17 protein-coding genes and 1 tRNA gene are annotated in these 16,963 nt (G+C 52.6%); 2 read left to right on the plus strand and 16 right to left on the minus strand.

Features of this window, described 5'->3' with window-relative positions:
* Positions 1 to 6 precede the first annotated feature (6 nt).
* Together gap and F1381_RS25840 are read right to left on the minus strand one after the other, a co-directional pair.
* Positions 7 to 1,017 carry a type I glyceraldehyde-3-phosphate dehydrogenase gene (gene gap / locus F1381_RS25835; protein WP_151737712.1) on the minus strand — a complete coding sequence of 337 codons (1,011 nt, stop codon included), beginning with the start codon at positions 1,015 to 1,017 and terminating at the stop codon, positions 7 to 9.
* 116 nt (positions 1,018 to 1,133) lie between these two features.
* The gene (locus F1381_RS25840) at positions 1,134 to 2,186 is read right to left on the minus strand and encodes a sugar-binding transcriptional regulator (RefSeq protein ID WP_151737713.1); all 1,053 of its coding nucleotides are present in this window, start codon (positions 2,184 to 2,186) and stop codon (positions 1,134 to 1,136) included.
* Between the two features lie 284 nt (positions 2,187 to 2,470).
* Between F1381_RS25840 and F1381_RS25845 the strand changes: the two genes are divergently transcribed.
* Positions 2,471 to 2,545 (plus strand) — tRNA-Arg (locus tag F1381_RS25845).
* A 191-nt stretch (positions 2,546 to 2,736) separates the two neighbouring features.
* Entirely contained in the window at positions 2,737 to 3,333 is a 597-nt protein-coding gene (gene clpP / locus F1381_RS25850) for an ATP-dependent Clp endopeptidase proteolytic subunit ClpP (RefSeq protein WP_151737714.1), read from the plus strand.
* 69 nt (positions 3,334 to 3,402) lie between these two features.
* Here the strand turns inward: clpP and F1381_RS25855 are convergent, their stop codons facing one another.
* From F1381_RS25855 to F1381_RS25920, 14 genes are all read right to left on the minus strand, one after another.
* The gene (locus tag F1381_RS25855; RefSeq protein WP_151737715.1) at positions 3,403 to 4,041 is read right to left on the minus strand and encodes a GDSL-type esterase/lipase family protein; all 639 of its coding nucleotides are present in this window, start codon (positions 4,039 to 4,041) and stop codon (positions 3,403 to 3,405) included.
* A 494-nt stretch (positions 4,042 to 4,535) separates the two neighbouring features.
* Entirely contained in the window at positions 4,536 to 5,645 is a 1,110-nt protein-coding gene (locus F1381_RS25860; protein WP_151737716.1) for a PdaC/SigV domain-containing protein, read from the minus strand.
* Between the two features lie 283 nt (positions 5,646 to 5,928).
* On the minus strand, positions 5,929 to 6,687 hold the full coding sequence (locus F1381_RS25865) for an SIMPL domain-containing protein (protein WP_151737717.1): 759 nt from the start codon (positions 6,685 to 6,687) through the stop codon (positions 5,929 to 5,931).
* 266 nt (positions 6,688 to 6,953) lie between these two features.
* Positions 6,954 to 7,223 carry an HPr family phosphocarrier protein gene (locus F1381_RS25870; RefSeq protein ID WP_019914358.1) on the minus strand — a complete coding sequence of 90 codons (270 nt, stop codon included), beginning with the start codon at positions 7,221 to 7,223 and terminating at the stop codon, positions 6,954 to 6,956.
* Positions 7,224 to 7,321: 98 nt separating this feature from the next.
* Positions 7,322 to 8,251 (minus strand): DNA-binding protein WhiA, encoded by a 930-nt coding sequence (whiA, locus tag F1381_RS25875; protein ID WP_151737718.1) that lies wholly within the window; start codon positions 8,249 to 8,251, stop codon positions 7,322 to 7,324.
* Positions 8,252 to 8,284: 33 nt separating this feature from the next.
* Positions 8,285 to 9,217, minus strand: a complete 933-nt coding sequence (locus F1381_RS25880; protein ID WP_187355576.1) for a gluconeogenesis factor YvcK family protein — start codon at positions 9,215 to 9,217, stop codon at positions 8,285 to 8,287.
* 57 nt (positions 9,218 to 9,274) lie between these two features.
* Positions 9,275 to 10,174 (minus strand): RNase adapter RapZ, encoded by a 900-nt coding sequence (rapZ, locus tag F1381_RS25885; protein ID WP_151737720.1) that lies wholly within the window; start codon positions 10,172 to 10,174, stop codon positions 9,275 to 9,277.
* Between the two features lie 47 nt (positions 10,175 to 10,221).
* The gene (locus tag F1381_RS25890) at positions 10,222 to 11,172 is read right to left on the minus strand and encodes an ROK family glucokinase (RefSeq protein ID WP_151737721.1); all 951 of its coding nucleotides are present in this window, start codon (positions 11,170 to 11,172) and stop codon (positions 10,222 to 10,224) included.
* A 187-nt stretch (positions 11,173 to 11,359) separates the two neighbouring features.
* Positions 11,360 to 12,628 (minus strand): DUF438 domain-containing protein, encoded by a 1,269-nt coding sequence (locus F1381_RS25895; protein WP_151737722.1) that lies wholly within the window; start codon positions 12,626 to 12,628, stop codon positions 11,360 to 11,362.
* Positions 12,629 to 12,679: 51 nt separating this feature from the next.
* On the minus strand, positions 12,680 to 12,907 hold the full coding sequence (locus F1381_RS25900; protein WP_151737723.1) for a DUF1858 domain-containing protein: 228 nt from the start codon (positions 12,905 to 12,907) through the stop codon (positions 12,680 to 12,682).
* A gap of 176 nt (positions 12,908 to 13,083) precedes the next feature.
* Entirely contained in the window at positions 13,084 to 14,175 is a 1,092-nt protein-coding gene (locus tag F1381_RS25905) for an ABC transporter ATP-binding protein (RefSeq protein ID WP_151737724.1), read from the minus strand.
* 18 nt (positions 14,176 to 14,193) lie between these two features.
* The gene (locus tag F1381_RS25910; RefSeq protein WP_151737725.1) at positions 14,194 to 14,976 is read right to left on the minus strand and encodes an ABC transporter permease; all 783 of its coding nucleotides are present in this window, start codon (positions 14,974 to 14,976) and stop codon (positions 14,194 to 14,196) included.
* Positions 14,973 to 15,896, minus strand: a complete 924-nt coding sequence (locus F1381_RS25915) for an ABC transporter permease (RefSeq protein ID WP_151737726.1) — start codon at positions 15,894 to 15,896, stop codon at positions 14,973 to 14,975. Before F1381_RS25915 ends, F1381_RS25910 begins: the two co-directional genes overlap by 4 nt.
* Positions 15,872 to 16,957: an ABC transporter substrate-binding protein gene (locus F1381_RS25920; RefSeq protein WP_187355574.1), complete on the minus strand. Its 1,086-nt coding sequence runs from the start codon at positions 16,955 to 16,957 to the stop codon at positions 15,872 to 15,874. The genes F1381_RS25915 and F1381_RS25920 overlap by 25 nt, the downstream gene beginning before the upstream one ends.
* Between the last annotated feature and the right edge of the window lie 6 nt (positions 16,958 to 16,963).

Consider the following 16,963-nt stretch of genomic DNA (forward strand, 5'->3'; position numbering starts at 1 on the left):
TCGTTATTACTTAGCCAGTTTTGCGAAGTGCTCCAGCGTGCGAACCAGCTGTGCAGTGTAGGACATTTCGTTGTCGTACCAAGCAACGGTCTTAACCAGTTGTTTGTCGCCTACAGTCAGCACTTTAGTCTGAGTAGCGTCGAACAGGGAACCGAAAGTGATGCCCTTGATGTCGGAGGATACGATTTCGTCTTCAGTGTAGCCGTAAGTTTCCGGATCGGAAGCTTCCTTCATGGCTGCATTGATTTCGTCGGCAGTTACGTTCTTTTCCAGAACAGTAACCAGCTCAGTCAGGGAACCAGTTGGTACAGGCACGCGTTGTGCGGCGCCGTCCAGTTTGCCTTTCAGCTCAGGGATAACCAGGCCGATTGCTTTGGCAGCACCTGTAGTGTTAGGAATGATGTTCTCAGCAGCGGCGCGGGCGCGTCTGAAGTCGCCTTTGGCATGCGGAGCATCCAGAGTGTTCTGGTCGCCAGTGTAAGCATGGATTGTAGTCATCAGGCCTTCAACGATGCCGAACTTGTCGTTCAGAACCTTAGCCATAGGAGCCAGGCAGTTCGTTGTGCAAGATGCGCCGGAGATTACAGTTTCAGAGCCGTCGAGGATGTCATGGTTAACGTTGTAAACAACGGTCTTCATGTCGCCTGTAGCCGGAGCGGAGATAACTACTTTCTTGGCTCCGCCTTTAAGGTGCTTCTCAGCAGCTTCTTTAGTTGTGAAAAAGCCTGTGCACTCCAGAACGATGTCAACGCCCAGCTCGCCCCAAGGCAGCTCTTCAGGGTTGCGGTTAGCCAGAACTTTAACTTCCTTGCCGTTTACTTTAAAGAAGCCGTCATGTACTTCAACGTCTCCCTGGAATTTACCTTGAGTTGTATCATATTTAAGCAAATGAGCGAGCATCTTAGCGTCAGTCAGGTCGTTGATGGCCACCACTTCGATACCTTCTACATTCTGGATACGGCGGAAAGCGAGGCGTCCAATACGTCCAAAACCATTAATACCAACTTTTACACTCATTGAATAGTTCCTCCTAAATTTCGTTTTATTTATTCAAGACAGGCGGATTAGACCCGTCAAGACAACATGTTAAGTATAATGCATAATAACAGCGAATGCTCCCCATATGCTGGAATTTATAACACTTGCTGTAGTTGCATGTCGATTTCCTTGCCGATTTCGACAGCAGCCGACTCATCGATGACGAGGATATCCTCCTGGCCGAAACGCAGCATGGCATGAATGGCCTTTGCTTTGCGCTTGCCGCCGGCAATGCCGATGACAACCTCGGTGCGGATAATGTCCTCGAGACGGAGGCCCATCGTCAGCATCGTATGGACAACCTGGCCTTCTTCATTAAAATAATAGCCGAACGATTCGGCAACTGCGCCTTCACCTTGGATGTCGGCAATCGTCGCCTCATCCAGCCTGCGGCGGCGGGTCATTTCCATGGCGTCCCCGATGCCATGCACAATAATACGCGACTTGCGGATAATCTGGACGATCTCCCCGATGTTGGCATCCATCGCCAGCGACTGATAAGCATCCTCACTGAGCAGATCGGGCACATGCAGCAGCCGGTAATTGGCGCCGATCCGTTTGGCCATGGTCGAAGCGATCGTATTCGCCTGGATTTCCATGCTTTCCCCCAGGCCGCCTCTGGCCGGTACAAACCACGCGTTCTTGTAAGACAAGGACAGCGGCGGAGTCAACTGGTCGGCCACTTCGGCCAGCGTTGTTCCTCCGGTAACGGCAACGGTATCGCTGCCTTTCAGCGCGCCCAGCAGTGCTCTGGCGCCTGCGCGCCCAAGTTCCCGCTTCGTAAACGGCGATGTCTCGCAATCGCCGGGGACTACAATAACTTTGCTTAAATTGTACGTCGTGCGGATCTTCTCTTCCAGATCATCCAAGCCAAACAAGCTCTTGGCGATCGGCTCCAGCAGGTCTAACAGCCTGCGCCCGGCATCGCTGATGCGCATGCCAACACTTTCGATCTCAATAAGCCCTTGCGATTTCAGAAGATCTGTCTCGGCGCGCAGCACACGCTCGGTCATATCCATCGATGCTGCCAGCGTCCTGCGCCCGATAATATCGGAGAGCATGATCTGATGTAGAATCGTGTATCGTCTCTTAAGGGTTTCCATAAGATCAGGCAGAAGCTGCTTTTGGATTTCCAATAAATTACGCATGCTTTCACTCCTGCAACTTCGTCTTCCTCTATATCCCTTGTTCGTGGTCTTAAAATGTCCCGGGTTAACTTTTTAAGTCCCACCCATATTCTACCCAAATCTTACGCGGAGTGCAAGTCTTCCGAGAGTATAATTCTCCACCCGTTTTCATCTTATACATTTCGTCTCCCGGTCCGCTTTCAGACTCTGATAGCTTGTCTATAGAAAGCGGAATGAAGAAATTGCTCTTCGGCCTGGATACATTGTTGCATTTTGAAAAGAAGTATATTATAATAAATTCTGTTGCGCCCGTGGTCCAATGGATATGACGTAGGCCTCCGAAGCCTGAGATCCAAGTTCGATTCTTGGCGGGCGCGCCATTATTTTCACGATTGTACATAATTTAGCAACAGTTATATAGTTATTAACCAAAGAGCCATGGAATGGCTCTTTTTTTTGAAACTAAGTTTGACTTTCTTTGACTTTTTGTTTGATTTTGTTTATCATGTGGTTAATACGGTAACAGTAAAAATGAACACATTTGAAGAACCAATTCAAGGAGGTATTCCACGTGAGTTATATTCCTATGGTAGTAGAACAAAGCAACCGCGGCGAGCGCGCTTATGACATCTATTCCCGCCTGCTGAAGGACCGCATCATTTTCCTTGGAACGGAGGTTAATGACGTGGTAGCCAATTCCATCATCGCGCAAATGCTTTTCCTGGCCGCCGAGGACCCGGAGAAGGATATTCATCTGTACATCAACAGCCCCGGCGGTTCGATCACGGCCGGTATGGCGATCTTTGATACCATGCAATATATTAAGCCGGATGTATCCACCATCTGTGTCGGCATGGCCGCATCGATGGGAGCATTCCTGCTGAATGCCGGCGCCGAGGGCAAACGCTTTGCCCTGCCGAACAGTGAAATCATGATTCACCAGCCGCTGGGCGGCGCCCAGGGCCAGGCTACGGATATCGAAATCCGCGCCCGCCGCATCCTCAAGCTGCGCGACAAGCTGAACCGCATTCTCTCCGAGCGTACCGGCCAGCCGCTGGAACGCATTGAGAAGGACACGGACCGCGACTACTTTATGAGCGCTGCCGACGCTGCCGAATACGGCATCGTCGACAAAGTCATCGAGAAGACGCTGCCTGCCGGCGTATAATCGCCAAGAACATCAATAGGCTGTCCCGACCGTTAAAGGTCAGGACAGCCTATTTTGATGTAGCGGTACTCAGCCAAGTCTTCCATATCCAAGCCCATTCAGCTTACTCGCAATAACCTGATATCCCCGTCCGTTCGGATGCAGGCGGTCGATGAACAGCAGCGCCTGCTCATGGCCGGCAAACTCATTATATATGGAAGCAAAACCGCAGACCGGACTGCTGTAGCCCGCGGCGTACCGGTTAAACGCTTTTACCCAATCTGTGGCTTCATCCACTTGCGGGTAAGGATTGTACAGCCCGACTATACGGATAATGTAGGGACTACGCAATCCCGCCTTCAGTTGCGCTATCGTGCCCATGATATCCCCGAAATTCCGCCTACAGTTTCTGAACGCTTTCTGCAGCAGCGGTGATAAATCACCGGGACGGCTCCCCGCTGCCTTGGCTGCCTTGATCAGGTCGTTGCCCCCGATGGAAATCGTAATCAGCTCGGCGTCCCGGACCGCCATTCGATAATTATAATCGTTCTTCAGCCGCTGCTCCAGCCCCTCGGTAGTCATGCCGTTTACGCCCAGATTCGTCAGGCTGACCGGTGTGCCGAGCCTCCTCTCCGCCATCCGGCGGTAAGCCGGAACAAAACCGTTCCCCGGTAGCGCCCCGAAGCCCGTCGTCAGAGAATCGCCGATCGCCGCATATTGATAGCTCATCCGTATCCTCCTCCTGTTAAAATAAGCCGCTCCTTGCTTCAGCTTATGAGGGACAGGGTGAAGGCGTAACGGCAGGTAACTGATTGTGTTACTTAAAAATAACAATCATTCAATAATTATTTAGATATAACCTTTGGAAAGCGTATTCATATTTCTGGGATTATTTGAGATAATATCTCAGGATCTATTGCCGTTATTTTCTTTACTATAATGAGTTTGATGCGAAGCTAGGGTATACCATCCATTCCCGCGAGGGAGAGCCTTCCAAGTACACTTTGACCAAAGATATGCTTTTGGACCATATGTATATGGATCTCTGGGCTGTACAGGAGCAAGAGGCCTCGCAGTATCTCGGTCAGGAAATCGTCTTGTATGGCTTTGTCGTAGGCCAGAAAGAATACCCCTCCTCAAGGGGCTCCCTATAATCTCACCACACAACAATAAGCCCCTCACTCCGGCCAGGGAGCGAAGGGCCTGTATTCGTAACGAAGCAGTTACTTCAACTTAACAAACGGGCTGCTGCCGTCCGGCAGTAACTCCCTGAAGGTGAACGTGAATTCAGGGAATCCAGAAGCATAGGCGGTATACTCATAGACCTGGAAGAAGAGCACTGCTCTGCCATCTTTCAAGTAAAAGCATTTCTCTGTATTCAGTCCGGTAAAGCCGCCCAGATAGCCACCCTCTGCCTTCAGCTGTTTGGAGAGCTTGGCGTTTAATTCTTTCTTGTAATTCGGGTTAGCCCCGAACAGATCGCCCAACAACAGGCGTTTACCGTCCTTCAGGGAGAAGGTATATGCATCCCGGTAACTCATTCCGTGTGCACCTCCGGTGTAGCTGTACTGGTCGAGCACAAGACTCAGCACGCCATTCCGGTTATACGTAATAACATAGCCGCCGTCGAATTCGTAGGGCCGCTCATCCTCCGCTTTGCGGGAGATCTGTTCTTTTGAAGCATCGGCAAATTTCTGAACGCTTTGCTTAATCATAGAATTCATGGTCTGCTGCGCCTCGCTGTTCGCCAGCCCGCTGATCTGCGGATATTCAATACGGATAGGTGCATCCTCACGATCGCTCGCATAAACCTCCGTAGTGATTGTAATCGCGTTTTGTGCCTGCTTCAGCACATTCAAACGTCCGGTAGCCAGGCTGAGGTCACCTTTATAGCCCAAATAATCGCTCAATAACTCAGCCGGTACATACAGTCGGTTATTCATCATTCGGCCGTCATAGTCCCCGAGATAATAATTGTTCACGTAGGTGGATATTCCATACTCCAATACTTCAATCCGGACCTGATTATAGCCTTTGCCGATTGTGTAGGCGTTGTTCGCTTTGTCATACGAGATGCCCATACCGAGGGAATCCCGCAGGAAGGTTACCGGCACCCATACCTTACCGTCCTGATACAGCCCTGTTTGATTCGTAACCTTTCCATCGGCCTTCAGCACAATAACCGAATTCGCCGCTTTCGACTGAGCAGCAGGATCCGGAGCAGCCGCAGCCTCCCCGGTTTCTCCCGGCAGCCATCCGCCGCTAAGCAGCATACCCGCCGCCAATACTCCCGCGCTCCATTTGCGTACCTGTTCCTTCAGCATAATATTCATAATTCCGTCCCCTCCCACTGGCAGTTATGATGTTCAAGATGTAGTGTACCAATGCTTCAAGGGCGTTCCGCCCCTTCTCACTCTTTCCATTATAAAGAATATGCAGACTGCGGTTGTTACAATGGACCTTACAGTTTCTTAAGCAAATCGGCCAATTGCCTGATAGCTTGTAACCTATCCTTAAACATTATGAGAGATTTCACACATCAGCCTTGCAAAAAGAAAAGAGAAGCGCCGCACCGGCCCTACCGGCCAAGTCCTGCGCTTCCCGCGAAATCCATTGTTATTTCAGTTCGTACGTTACATTAAGCTGGGTGGTTACTTTCACTTCGCCCGCTTCCACTGAAGTTGCTGCGCCCGCATCGGCTGCCGCTTTAGCCATCGAGTTCATTTCGACATAAGTCACAGGGTTGTTGCCGTCGTCGCTTTGGATCACAGTCACCACTTGACCCAGGCTGCGCTTGGCCGCTTTGGCAATGGCTCCTGCTTTGACATCGGCGTTGGCCATTGCTTTCTCAATCACCTGAGCTTCAAAAGCGGAAGGATCCTCAATCGCAAACCGTGCATTGCCGATATTGTTGGCGCCGGCGGTGGAGACGGCATCCAGCAGCGATCCGACCTTGGCGAGATCACGGTACGTTACCTCCAGCGTGTGCTGGGCGATGTAGCCCTTTACCTGCTGTCCGTCTTTTTCAGAGTAACTGTAGTTAGGCTGAACATAGAACTGGGTGCTCTGAATATCCTTGTCTGCAATGCCCCAAGTGCTCTTCAGAAGAGCGGTAATCTTGGAAATCTTCGCCCCGTTGGTCTTTTGCGCTTCCTCCGCAGTAGCTGCCGAAGTACTGACCCCTACCGACAAATAAACGACGTCCGGCTTGATCGACAGCTCGCCTTTGCCTACCACACTAACGATATTCTTCTGCATTTCCTCAGCGGCGTACGCCTTTTCCGGCCCTGTAAACGCACCGTTCAATGCCATTCCCCCTACCAATAAGCTGCTTGCCAGCAGTACCGAACCAACCATCTTGCCCCATTTGTTCATACCTTGCATCCCCTTTCAGATTTCGTAATTTGCTTTGGTACCCTATAGACGGAGCAGCTTGGATAATGTTGCATATCTCCCTTGAGCCGTTAGAATATATTTTTTCCTGATTGCAATAAAAAAAGCCCCAAAGGGGCTTTCAGACGAACTTCGAAAACGGTATTCTACCTGATGTACCAGAATCCTTATATTTCTGGCAGAAACGGCCGCCTCCCGCCAGGAGGACAGCCATTATCTCCTCATGCACAATGTTAAGAAGTTACAAATTACTGGTTCTCCAGTTCTTCCTTGCTGACAAGACTGGTCAAAGCGGTTACAGCCTGGTCGGCATCTGCACCGTCCGCGCTGATATAAATCTCCGTGCCGGAGCTGATCGCGAGGCTCATAATGCCCATGATGCTTTTGGCGTTCACTTTTTTATCGTCTTTTTCCACGAAGATTTCCGATGAAAACTTGTTCGCTTCCTGCACGAAGAGCGCTGCCGGCCGTGCATGGAGCCCCGTCTTCAAACGTACAACTACCGGGTGCTTTGTCATGAAACGCTTACCCCCTATTTGAGATCTGCCCAAAAATTTCACATTAATTTTATAATATTATATCATTATAACTTCTTCCACACTAGAAAAAAAATAATTCAGCCGTTCCGGACCTTGTCCGCCAATTCGTCGATTTTGCGCAGGCGGTGGTTCACGCCTGATTTGCTGACATTGCCTTTCAGCATCTCGCCGACTTCCTTGAGGTTAATCTCCGGATGGGCCAGTCTGATTTCCGCCACTTCGCGCAGTTTATCCGGCAGATTCTCCAGTCCCATTTCGCGCTGCAGCAGCTTGATATTCTCAATCTGCCGTACGGCGGCCCCGATCGTCTTGTTAAGGTTCGCCGTTTCGCAGTTGACGATACGGTTGACGGAGTTGCGCATGTCGCGCATGATCCGCACATCCTCGAACTTGAACAAGGCCTGGTGTGCGCCGATCAGGCTCAGGAACTCGATGATCTTCTCGCCTTCCTTGATGTATAGGATGAATCCTTTCTTGCGCTCTATGCAGCGGGCGTTGAGGTGAAATTCCCCAGCCAGCTCCACCAGCGCCTTACAGTGCTCCTCATACATCGACGCGATCTCCAGATGATACGAAGAACCTTCCGGATTGTTGACCGAACCTCCGGCCATGAATGCTCCGCGCAGATAAGCGCGTTTGCAGCAGTTCTTGGCGACAATCTCCTCGTCGATGCCATCTGTAAAGATAAACCCTTCCGAGACGATCCGCAGATCCTTCAGAATTTCCTGCACCGAAGTAGGAATGCGGACGATATAGACGTTATTTTTCTTCAAACGCATTTTTTTACGCACGAGCAGCTCGATATGGACCTGGTAATATTTCTTAAGCAAAGAATATACCCGCCTTGCAATCGCGGCATTCTCCGTCGAAATGTCGAGAACAACCTTTTTGCTGGTAAGCTGCACCGATCCGTTCATCCGGATCAACGCCGACATCTCCGCTTTCTCGCAGCAAGGCTGGCTCTCCACCATCGTCAGCTCTTTTTTGGTAAGGGCCGCAAAAGACAAGGGGCTCACCTCTTTCATGTCAATTCAGTATCGTTATCTGGATATCCAGTTCTCCACCAGCTGATATATATGATGGCTTAATTTGTTGGTATCATGCCTGAGGTACGTCTTAAACAGTACCAGCTTGTCGGCAATCACTTTATATCTGCCATCCAGGGCTTCCCGGTCCAGCTGTACCGGCCGCGCGCCCTTCTCGGCGTATTTGCTCTGCACCTGCTCGGGAATGTCCCCGTCATTGACGATGACGTAATCGAATAAATGCAGACCGATGTGGTCGTACACCGCCTGCAGATGATCGCTGACCGTATAATTGTCTGTCTCTCCGGGCTGGGTCATCACATTGCAGACAAAAATCTTGATCGCCTTGGACGATACCACTGCCTCTGCCAGCTTCGGCACGAGCAGGTTCGGTAGAATGCTTGTGTAAAGACTGCCGGGACCAAGGAGAATGGCATCCGCCTCCGCAATGGCCTCCAGCGCCTCCGGCAGCGGTTCCACATCGGGAGGGTCCAGGAAGACGCGTTTGATCTTCCCCCCCGCCTCCGGGATCTTCGACTCCCCGGTAACAATGGTTCCGTCAGCCATCTCCGCATGCAGCACCACGGCTTCTCCGGCCGCGGGCAGCACCCGCCCGCGAACGGCGAATACGCGGCTAAGCTCACGGACAGCCGTGACAAAGTCGCCGGAAATATCTGTAAGCGCCGCCAGGATCAAATTGCCGAGACTGTGCCCGGCCAGCCCTTCCCCGGCACTAAAGCGGTATTTCATAATCTCGGCCATCAGCGGCTCCACATCGGCCATAGCCGTCAGCACGTTGCGGATATCGCCGGGAGGCGGCATCTGCAGCTCGCTGCGCAATATGCCGGAGCTGCCTCCGTCATCGGCCACGGTAACGATGGCCGTAATATCGAGCGGCTTCTCTTTCAGGCCGCGCAGCATGACAGATAACCCGGTGCCGCCGCCCATCACAACGATGCGCGGGCGCCCTCTCTGTTCCTTAGCCACTAATGATCCCTTCTCTCGTTAATGCCGATCACGCTCAGAATCCCGATGGCTGACCGATACCGATTCCGTTTCACTGACCCCCAGCATTTTGCCCAAATACTCGGCAATGGCCACAGAACGGTGCTTCCCGCCCGTGCAGCCAATACCGATAATAATCTGGGCTTTGCCCTCCTTGCGGTATTGGGGAATCAGAAATTGCAGCATATCCAGCAGCTTGGTCAGGAAGGCTTGCGTCTCAGGCCATTTCATTACATAGTCGTATACATCGTTGTCTTGACCTGTCTTCGGGCGCAGCTGGTCCACATAATGCGGATTGGGCAGAAAACGGACATCAAACACAAGATCGGCGTCAATCGGAATACCATACTTGAAGCCAAACGAAGTGATGTTGACGGAGAGTGTGTTCTTGCCGAGCTGGGAGAACCGGGAGACAATTTTGTCCTTGAGCTGCGCCGGCTTCATATTGCTTGTGTCCAGGCACAGAGTGGCGGAGTTCTTCAGATCCTCGAGCATCTGGCGCTCCAGCCGGATACCGTCGAGCGGCATCCCTTTGGGAGCCAGGGGATGGTGCCGCCGGCTCTCCTTGTAACGCTGGACCAGTACAGAGTCGGTAGCGTCCAGGAAGAGAATCTCACAGCCGATGCTGGATTCGGTCTTGATGTAATTCAGCGATTCCGACAAAGCGGTGAAGAATTCCCTGCCTCTAAGGTCGATGACAAGTGCCACCTTAGCGATCTTCCCCTTGGATTGTTCAATCAGTTCGGCAAACTTAGGAATGAGAACGGGCGGCAGATTATCGACGCAGAAAAAGCCCAGATCTTCAAGGCTTTGCACGGCTATGGTCTTCCCGGCACCCGACATCCCCGTAATAATAATCAAGGTGGCTCCACCAGGCACCGTTTGTTCCATGTCGGTCATTACAGCGTCCCTCCCCACAGGTATAATATATGAATAAATCCCGCTGATTAAGAACGCAGCAAGAGACCTGCGGCACCAATAATGCCGGCGTCATTGCCAAGCTCAGCAGGGACGATCGTTACGCCCTTCTGCAGCGGCTCGGGAGCCAGCTTCGCGAACACGCGGCGCACTTCTTCGAACAGAATATCGCCGGCTTTGGATACGCCGCCGCCTACGATGAACACTTCAGGGTTGAGTACAGCAGCCACTGCAGCCATGGATTTGCCCAGGTAGAATGCGGCGCGGTTGACGATGCGTAGCGCCACTTCATCTCCGGCCTTGGCGGCGTCGAATACTTCCTTGGCCGCAATCTTCTCCACAAGCGACAGCGAAGTGCGGTCGCCGCGCGCTACGGCGTCATTGGCCATACGAATGATGCCGGTTGCCGAGGAAACGGTTTCCAGACAACCCATCTTGCCGCAGCCGCATTGAATGGCTTCCAGGTCAGGCACAACAGAGATATGCCCTAATTCCCCGGCCAGTCCGGCGAACCCCTGGTATACGCTGCCATTAATGATAATACCGCCGCCGACGCCGGTTCCCAGCGTATAGCAGACGCAATTCTCTACGCCGCGTCCCGCACCGCTCCAAGCCTCGCCCAGAGCCGCTACGTTGGCATCATTGTCTATTTTGACAGGCTTGTTCAGCCGATTCTCCAGAATGGAGCGGATCGGCACATCTCTAAATCCTATGTTAGGCGCATGGATAATGATGCCTTCACGAATATTGGTAAATCCGGCCAGACCGGCACCAACGCCGGCAAGCTGCTCCCAGGAGTACGGAGAGTCCTCCACAATCTGGCGCACATATTTCTCGATGTTGTCAATGACAGTATCGACGCCGTCGGCAGTTCCCGTAGGTCCCTCGTAAGTATGCAGCAATTTGCCTTCGGCATTGCAGATTCCCACTTTAATTGTGGTTCCGCCTAAATCCACGCCAACGTAGATATTCTCAGACATGTAACAAGCCACCTTTTTCTATGCTAAAATAGTTAATCCTACGTACCCACTATAATAGAAGCCTCCCCTCCGGTCAAGGAAAGGCGACACACCCGGGTGGATGAAATTTTTGTCGATCTGCGGGGATAAAGAAAACGGCTTCCCTGCGCTGCGGCAAGGAAACCGTAAATCCCGCCTATGCGGCACTTTACTCTGACAATATCCGTTTTTGTCCTTCGAGTGCGCGGATCGGCGCAATGTTCTGGGTGAACTCGAGTGTACCCATATACTTGCCTTGCTCGTCGCGGACCGCAAAATAACGGATGTAGATAAATTTATCGCGGATATTGATCCAGAAATCCTCGGCATCTTTCCGCCCCGATTTGAAATCCTCCAGCAGCTTCTCCACCACATGCACGCTTTGCGGCGGATGGCAGTTCTGCACCGTGCGGCCGATCACGGCCTTGGTGCGGGCAAAGATGCGTTCCTTCCCATGCGAGAAATAGCGGACGACATCGTTCTCGTCAATAAACGTCAAATCGACAGGCAGATGATTGAGTACCGTCTCCAGCTGATGCAGCGACAAAATTCCCGTTTCGAAGCGGATAAAGCCTTGCGCCGGTGCTGTTCCTTCTTTGCCGTCTTCGGCGTCTTCGGACGCGCCTTCCGGTTCGGGTGAGCGTTCCGGGATCCATTCCTGCTCCGGTGCCGCCAGGCAGAAGCCGATTTCGGCGCTCTCGCGGGCGATTTTGACCCACTCGTCCTCGGTCAGCTTCTCCAGCGCCATCGGCAGCAGGATATTTTCTTCCTTAAAGATCATTTCATTGACTTCACGGATGATGTCCTTCAGCATGGCATCGATTTCTGCAGCATTGCCCTGGTAATCACTGAGTGCCGCCTTGGCCGCTTTTATCATAGCCCGGATGCCGTCATCGACACCCCACATGACCTTGGTCGGCCCGTAAATTCCGTACTTCTCCAGATAGGGAAAGAGCAGATTTTCCTTGCGGCTATAATGCTTGTCGAGATCCAGCAGCAGGCTCAGGTCCTCCAGCAGCTTATAAATGTTGTCCGCACTGTCCTGCTTCATGAATTTGCCTGCATGCAGGTCCAGACGGAAATTCACCAGCCGTTCGATCTCCCGGTTCTCCAGCTTGAAGGTATGCACCGGATGCCCGGGCTGCTCCTCCGGCTGATTGGATCGGTGAATCTGCTCGATGGAGCCTTTGAAGATGGCGGTATGCACGGAACATAAGCGCTGCACTTCGGCAACCGGAATGCCTTCCTCCATCATGAGCGAATTCTCCATGGCCGAAATTTCGGCAACAGTCACATCGCCCACAGCTTCTTCAAAGCGCGCCTTGACCTCCTCTACACTTTTACCGGCATGCAATTCCTTGATGATCTCCTTCAGCAGGTTCTGGCGGCGGGTCTGCTCTGGCACATCTACTTCGCGGTTGTTAATCAGTTCACTCATTGTTATCCCTCTCCTTTATGATTTGCATTGCGCAGCACCTGCGCTTCCCCTCTATTCGACGATCGTAAAGCCGTGGCGTTCAAAAGCTTGCCGTACGGTCTCCGGATCGATTTTTTTCAATTTCATTCCCTTGCTCAGGTTCATAAAACGTCCTGCCGTCTGCAGCATCCCCGGCTTCGCGATATCATGGAATCCCAGTTCCACCATAATCCCGGTGATTTCAGGATGGCGCGTGACCAGATCGTAGACCGATTCCTGTAAGCTCAGCGTTTTGGACATGACTGCTTCCCCTTTTCGAAGTGATAATACCAACGGTCCAGTTATTGAGAACATTTCTCAATTGAAGCTTAGCATATGCGTAAGTCGCTCTTTGTGATTGCAGTCACAAATATAAAAAAAAGCCCCACTATGTGGGGCTGGGGCTTGGCATCCGCGGTTTGATGAATCCTGCACCGTTAAAATGTCAGTGTCTCGTGAATCGGCCACTCGACGACCGCAGCCTCTCCAAGACGGAGATCGAATTGCTTTCTTGTATTTTGCATTCGTACGATAAAATGCGAATCGAGCCCTTTGACATTCAGGCCGATCAAATAAGAGGAGCCTGTGTAATTGATGAAGGCTACTTCTCCGATTAGACGATTGTATCCCTGGCGCTCGGTGTCCCCTGCATCCTGAGGCTGACGTTGTACCAGAACGGCTTCCGGCCGGATCATGGCGTGGGCAGGAGGAGCGGATGGGCCGTTCCCGGCGTTCTCTGCGGACAGCCTATGCCCGCCGGGCAGTTCAAACCGCCAATAGCCAGCGGCCGGCTGTACGGCCGATACGGGAAACAGGTTGGACTCACCCACGAAATCGGCAACGAACGGATCGGCAGGGTGCATATAAATTTCCTGGGGTGTCCCCATCTGAACAATCCGCCCGCCATTCATGACGGCAATCCGGTCCGAAATGGTCATTGCCTCTTCCTGATCATGGGTCACGAATATGCCGGTAAAGCCGTATTCCCGCTGCAGAGCGCGGATTTCGATCCCCAGCGCCTGCCGGAGCTTCGCATCAAGGTTGCTGAGCGGCTCGTCGAACAGCACGAGCGGCGGCTTCAGCACCAGCGTCCTGGCCAAAGCGACACGCTGCTGCTGTCCGCCCGACATTTGCGCCGGATAACGCTCGGCAAGGTTAGCAAGCTGTACGGACTCCAGGGCTCCCATTACCCGGCCCTTGATCTCCCCCTTCGGCACACCGTGCCGCTTCAACCCGAAGGCTACATTCTCAAATACCGTTAAATGAGGAAACAGAGCGTAATTTTGAAACACCAGCCCGACATCGCGCTTATGCGGCGGTACATGTGTAAGCTCGCGCCCGTCCAGCTGAATGGATCCGGAGGTCGGGGAGTGCATGCCCGCGATCATGCGCAGGGTCGTTGTTTTGCCGCAGCCGCTCGGGCCCAGGAGAGACAGCATTTCACCGCTTTCCACTGCAATATTCAGATTTTGGACCACTGTGTTGCTGCCGTATTGTTTGACCAGGTCTTGTATGATGAGTTGGCTCATTCCTGTGCACCTCCCTTGTTAAGTTCTGCCGCTTCGTTTGGTCATCAGGATACCGATCAGGCCGACGAGGACGGTTCCGGCAATAATTATAGAAGAAATGGCCGCAAGCGACGGCGACAGATTAAATTGAATGTCTGAGTAAATCGTCATCGGCAGCGTCGTAATTCCCGGTCCCGTCAGGAAAAGGGCGATGACGAGCTCATCGAAGGACAGCACCAGGCTGAGGAACGCACTGGCGAGAAGAGACGGTCTGGCCAGCGGGAGCGTAACCAGAAAGAAGGTTCGTACCGGAGATGCCCCCAGTACTATGGATGCCTCCTCTACTGAACGCTCCATCCGCGAGAAACCGGCCAGCATTGTCCGGATGACATAAGGCACGATAAGCACGATATGTGCAAGCAGAAGACGCATAAAGAACATTTGCACACCCAGCGAGCTGAAGAAAATCAGCAGGCCGATGCCGAAGAGCAGCGTCGGAATAACCAGCGGCGACAGAAACAAGGACAGCAGCGCCTGTTTAAACCGAAACTCGAAGCGCTGGATGGCGTAAGCCGCCATCGTTCCGACCGGCAGGGCCACTGCCGTTGTGGCGACAGCCAGCTTAATGCTGTTCCAGAACGGCTCGGTATACTTACCGCCCGTCAGAACAGCCTCGTACCATTTTAGAGAGAAGCCCTCCGGCGGAAATACAAGATACTCTCCCGGGTTGAAGGAGGATATCACGATGACTAGCAGCGGAGCCATTATAAACAGATAGATCAGCGTGTTTACGGCGGTCAGCAGGGGGAACTTCCGCTTCATCCCAGATTCACTCCTTTCGGACCCCGGCGGTTCAAAATCCGCTTGTACAATCCGGTAACGAGGAGCATGGTCACCAGCAGAATGACGCCCATGGCCGACGCGTAGGGCCAGTTGAGCATATTGATGGTCTGGTTATAAATTTCCGTCGCCATCAGCTTGACTTTGGCGCCGCCGACAAGCGACGGTGTAACGAAGAAGCTGAGCGTAATCGAGAAGACGAGCAGCGTTCCGGCGATAATTCCCGGCATGGACAGCGGCAGCGTGACGAACCAGAACACCTTGGGACCCGACGCCCCCAGATTGGAAGCCGCACTCTCCAGATTGCGGTCGAGTCCTTCCAGAACCGAATACAGGACAAGGACCATATACGGGAGCATGACATGAACCAAGGCGATAATGACACCGGCAGGCGTATAGAGCAAATCCAGCGGTTGTGAGATCAAACCGATGGCTATAAGCGTTTCGTTAAGTATCCCTTTTCGCCCCAAAATAATAATCCAGCCGAAGTTGCGAATCACTGCGCTCGTCAGAAGCGGCAGCGCAATCAGCATCAGCAGCATGAACCGGCGCTCGGGACGGGCCCTGGCGACCCCATAGGCAAGGCTGTAACCGAGCACCAGACAGACAAAGCTGACGATAATGCCGATATATACAGAGCGCCACAGCATCTGCATATAGAACGGATCACTAAAAAATCTGATGTATTGCTCCATGGCAAAAGCCGCCTGCATCGCACCCGAAGGATCCGTACGGTAAAAACTGAGGACCAGCAGCCTACCGAGCGGAACAACGAACACCAGCAGAAGGATCAGCAGGCCGGGAGAAAGCAGAATCCAGTATGGTGGTATCCGCCTCAGCATGGATTTGCCTCCCCCTTCCCTGACCTTCGGAGTAACTACTGTGTAATTAACTTGCTCCACTCTTCCATCCACTCCGCTTTATTGTTGTTTACCAACTCGAGGTCCAACCGGGTCAGCCCGTTAAAGGTTTCTTCTCCGTAGGGCAGAATGGCCTTAAGCTCATCCGTCAATTCCGTCTTGCTGTTCGTCGGCGAATATCCGCCGCCCTCTGCGGTCTTAACCTGGATGTCGGGACGAAGCAGGAAATCCACATATTTCCTGGCAAGCTCTGAATTCGGACTTCCCTTGACTACCTGAGCGGTCATATAAATGCCTACTGCACCTTCTTCGGGAAGGGCGAAGCTGATCGGCACACCCTGCTTGCCGAAAGTATAAGCATAACCGGAGTCAAACGGGGCAATCCATGCTTCGTCTTGCGCGAACAGATTGCCGACCTCGGGGCTGGATTTAACGATAGCCGCCGTATTAGGGAGGAGCTCCTTGATCGCATCTAGCCCGGGCTGAATGTTATCCTCACCGCCTCCGTTCATCCGGGCGGCGGCAACAAGAAACTGATTGCCGTAAGTGTTGGAGATGTCGACCAGGCCCACCTGTCCTTTGTATTCATCCTTCCACAAATCTTTCCAGGAGGTCGGAGCGGCTGGTATAGCTTCATGATTATAAATGATTCCAAGCGCTTCATATCCGAAATATGGGGCATATCCGTCAGCGTTCAGCGCATCAGGATACAGATCCCCCAGGTTATCCATCTGGTCAGGATCGATCTTCTCGATCAAATCCTCTTTGGCCGCAATCTGCTCCTGTCCGCCGGAGAACAGAACGACATCCAGCGTAGGGTTGTTCTTCTCCGCCCGGATTCTGGCGAGCGCATCGGCAGAATACAGGGTAACCACTTCAACCTTGGCATTGTACTCCTCTTCAAACTGCTTAATATATTCACGTTGCGTCTCTTCAATGGCGCCTCCGAACGAAGTGACTACCAGCTTGCCGCCGGCTGTACCGGCGTTTCCGTTCTCGTCTGCAGCCGCTGCCGGATCATTGCCGTTCGAGCTGCATCCGGTTGCCGTAATCAGCAGTGCCAGCACGCCTGCCGCCGCTTTTCCAAAGATCGGTTTACGCATTGCATT

Source organism: Paenibacillus tengchongensis (genome assembly GCF_008973665.1).
GTDB lineage: Bacteria > Bacillota > Bacilli > Paenibacillales > Paenibacillaceae > Paenibacillus_AQ > Paenibacillus_AQ tengchongensis.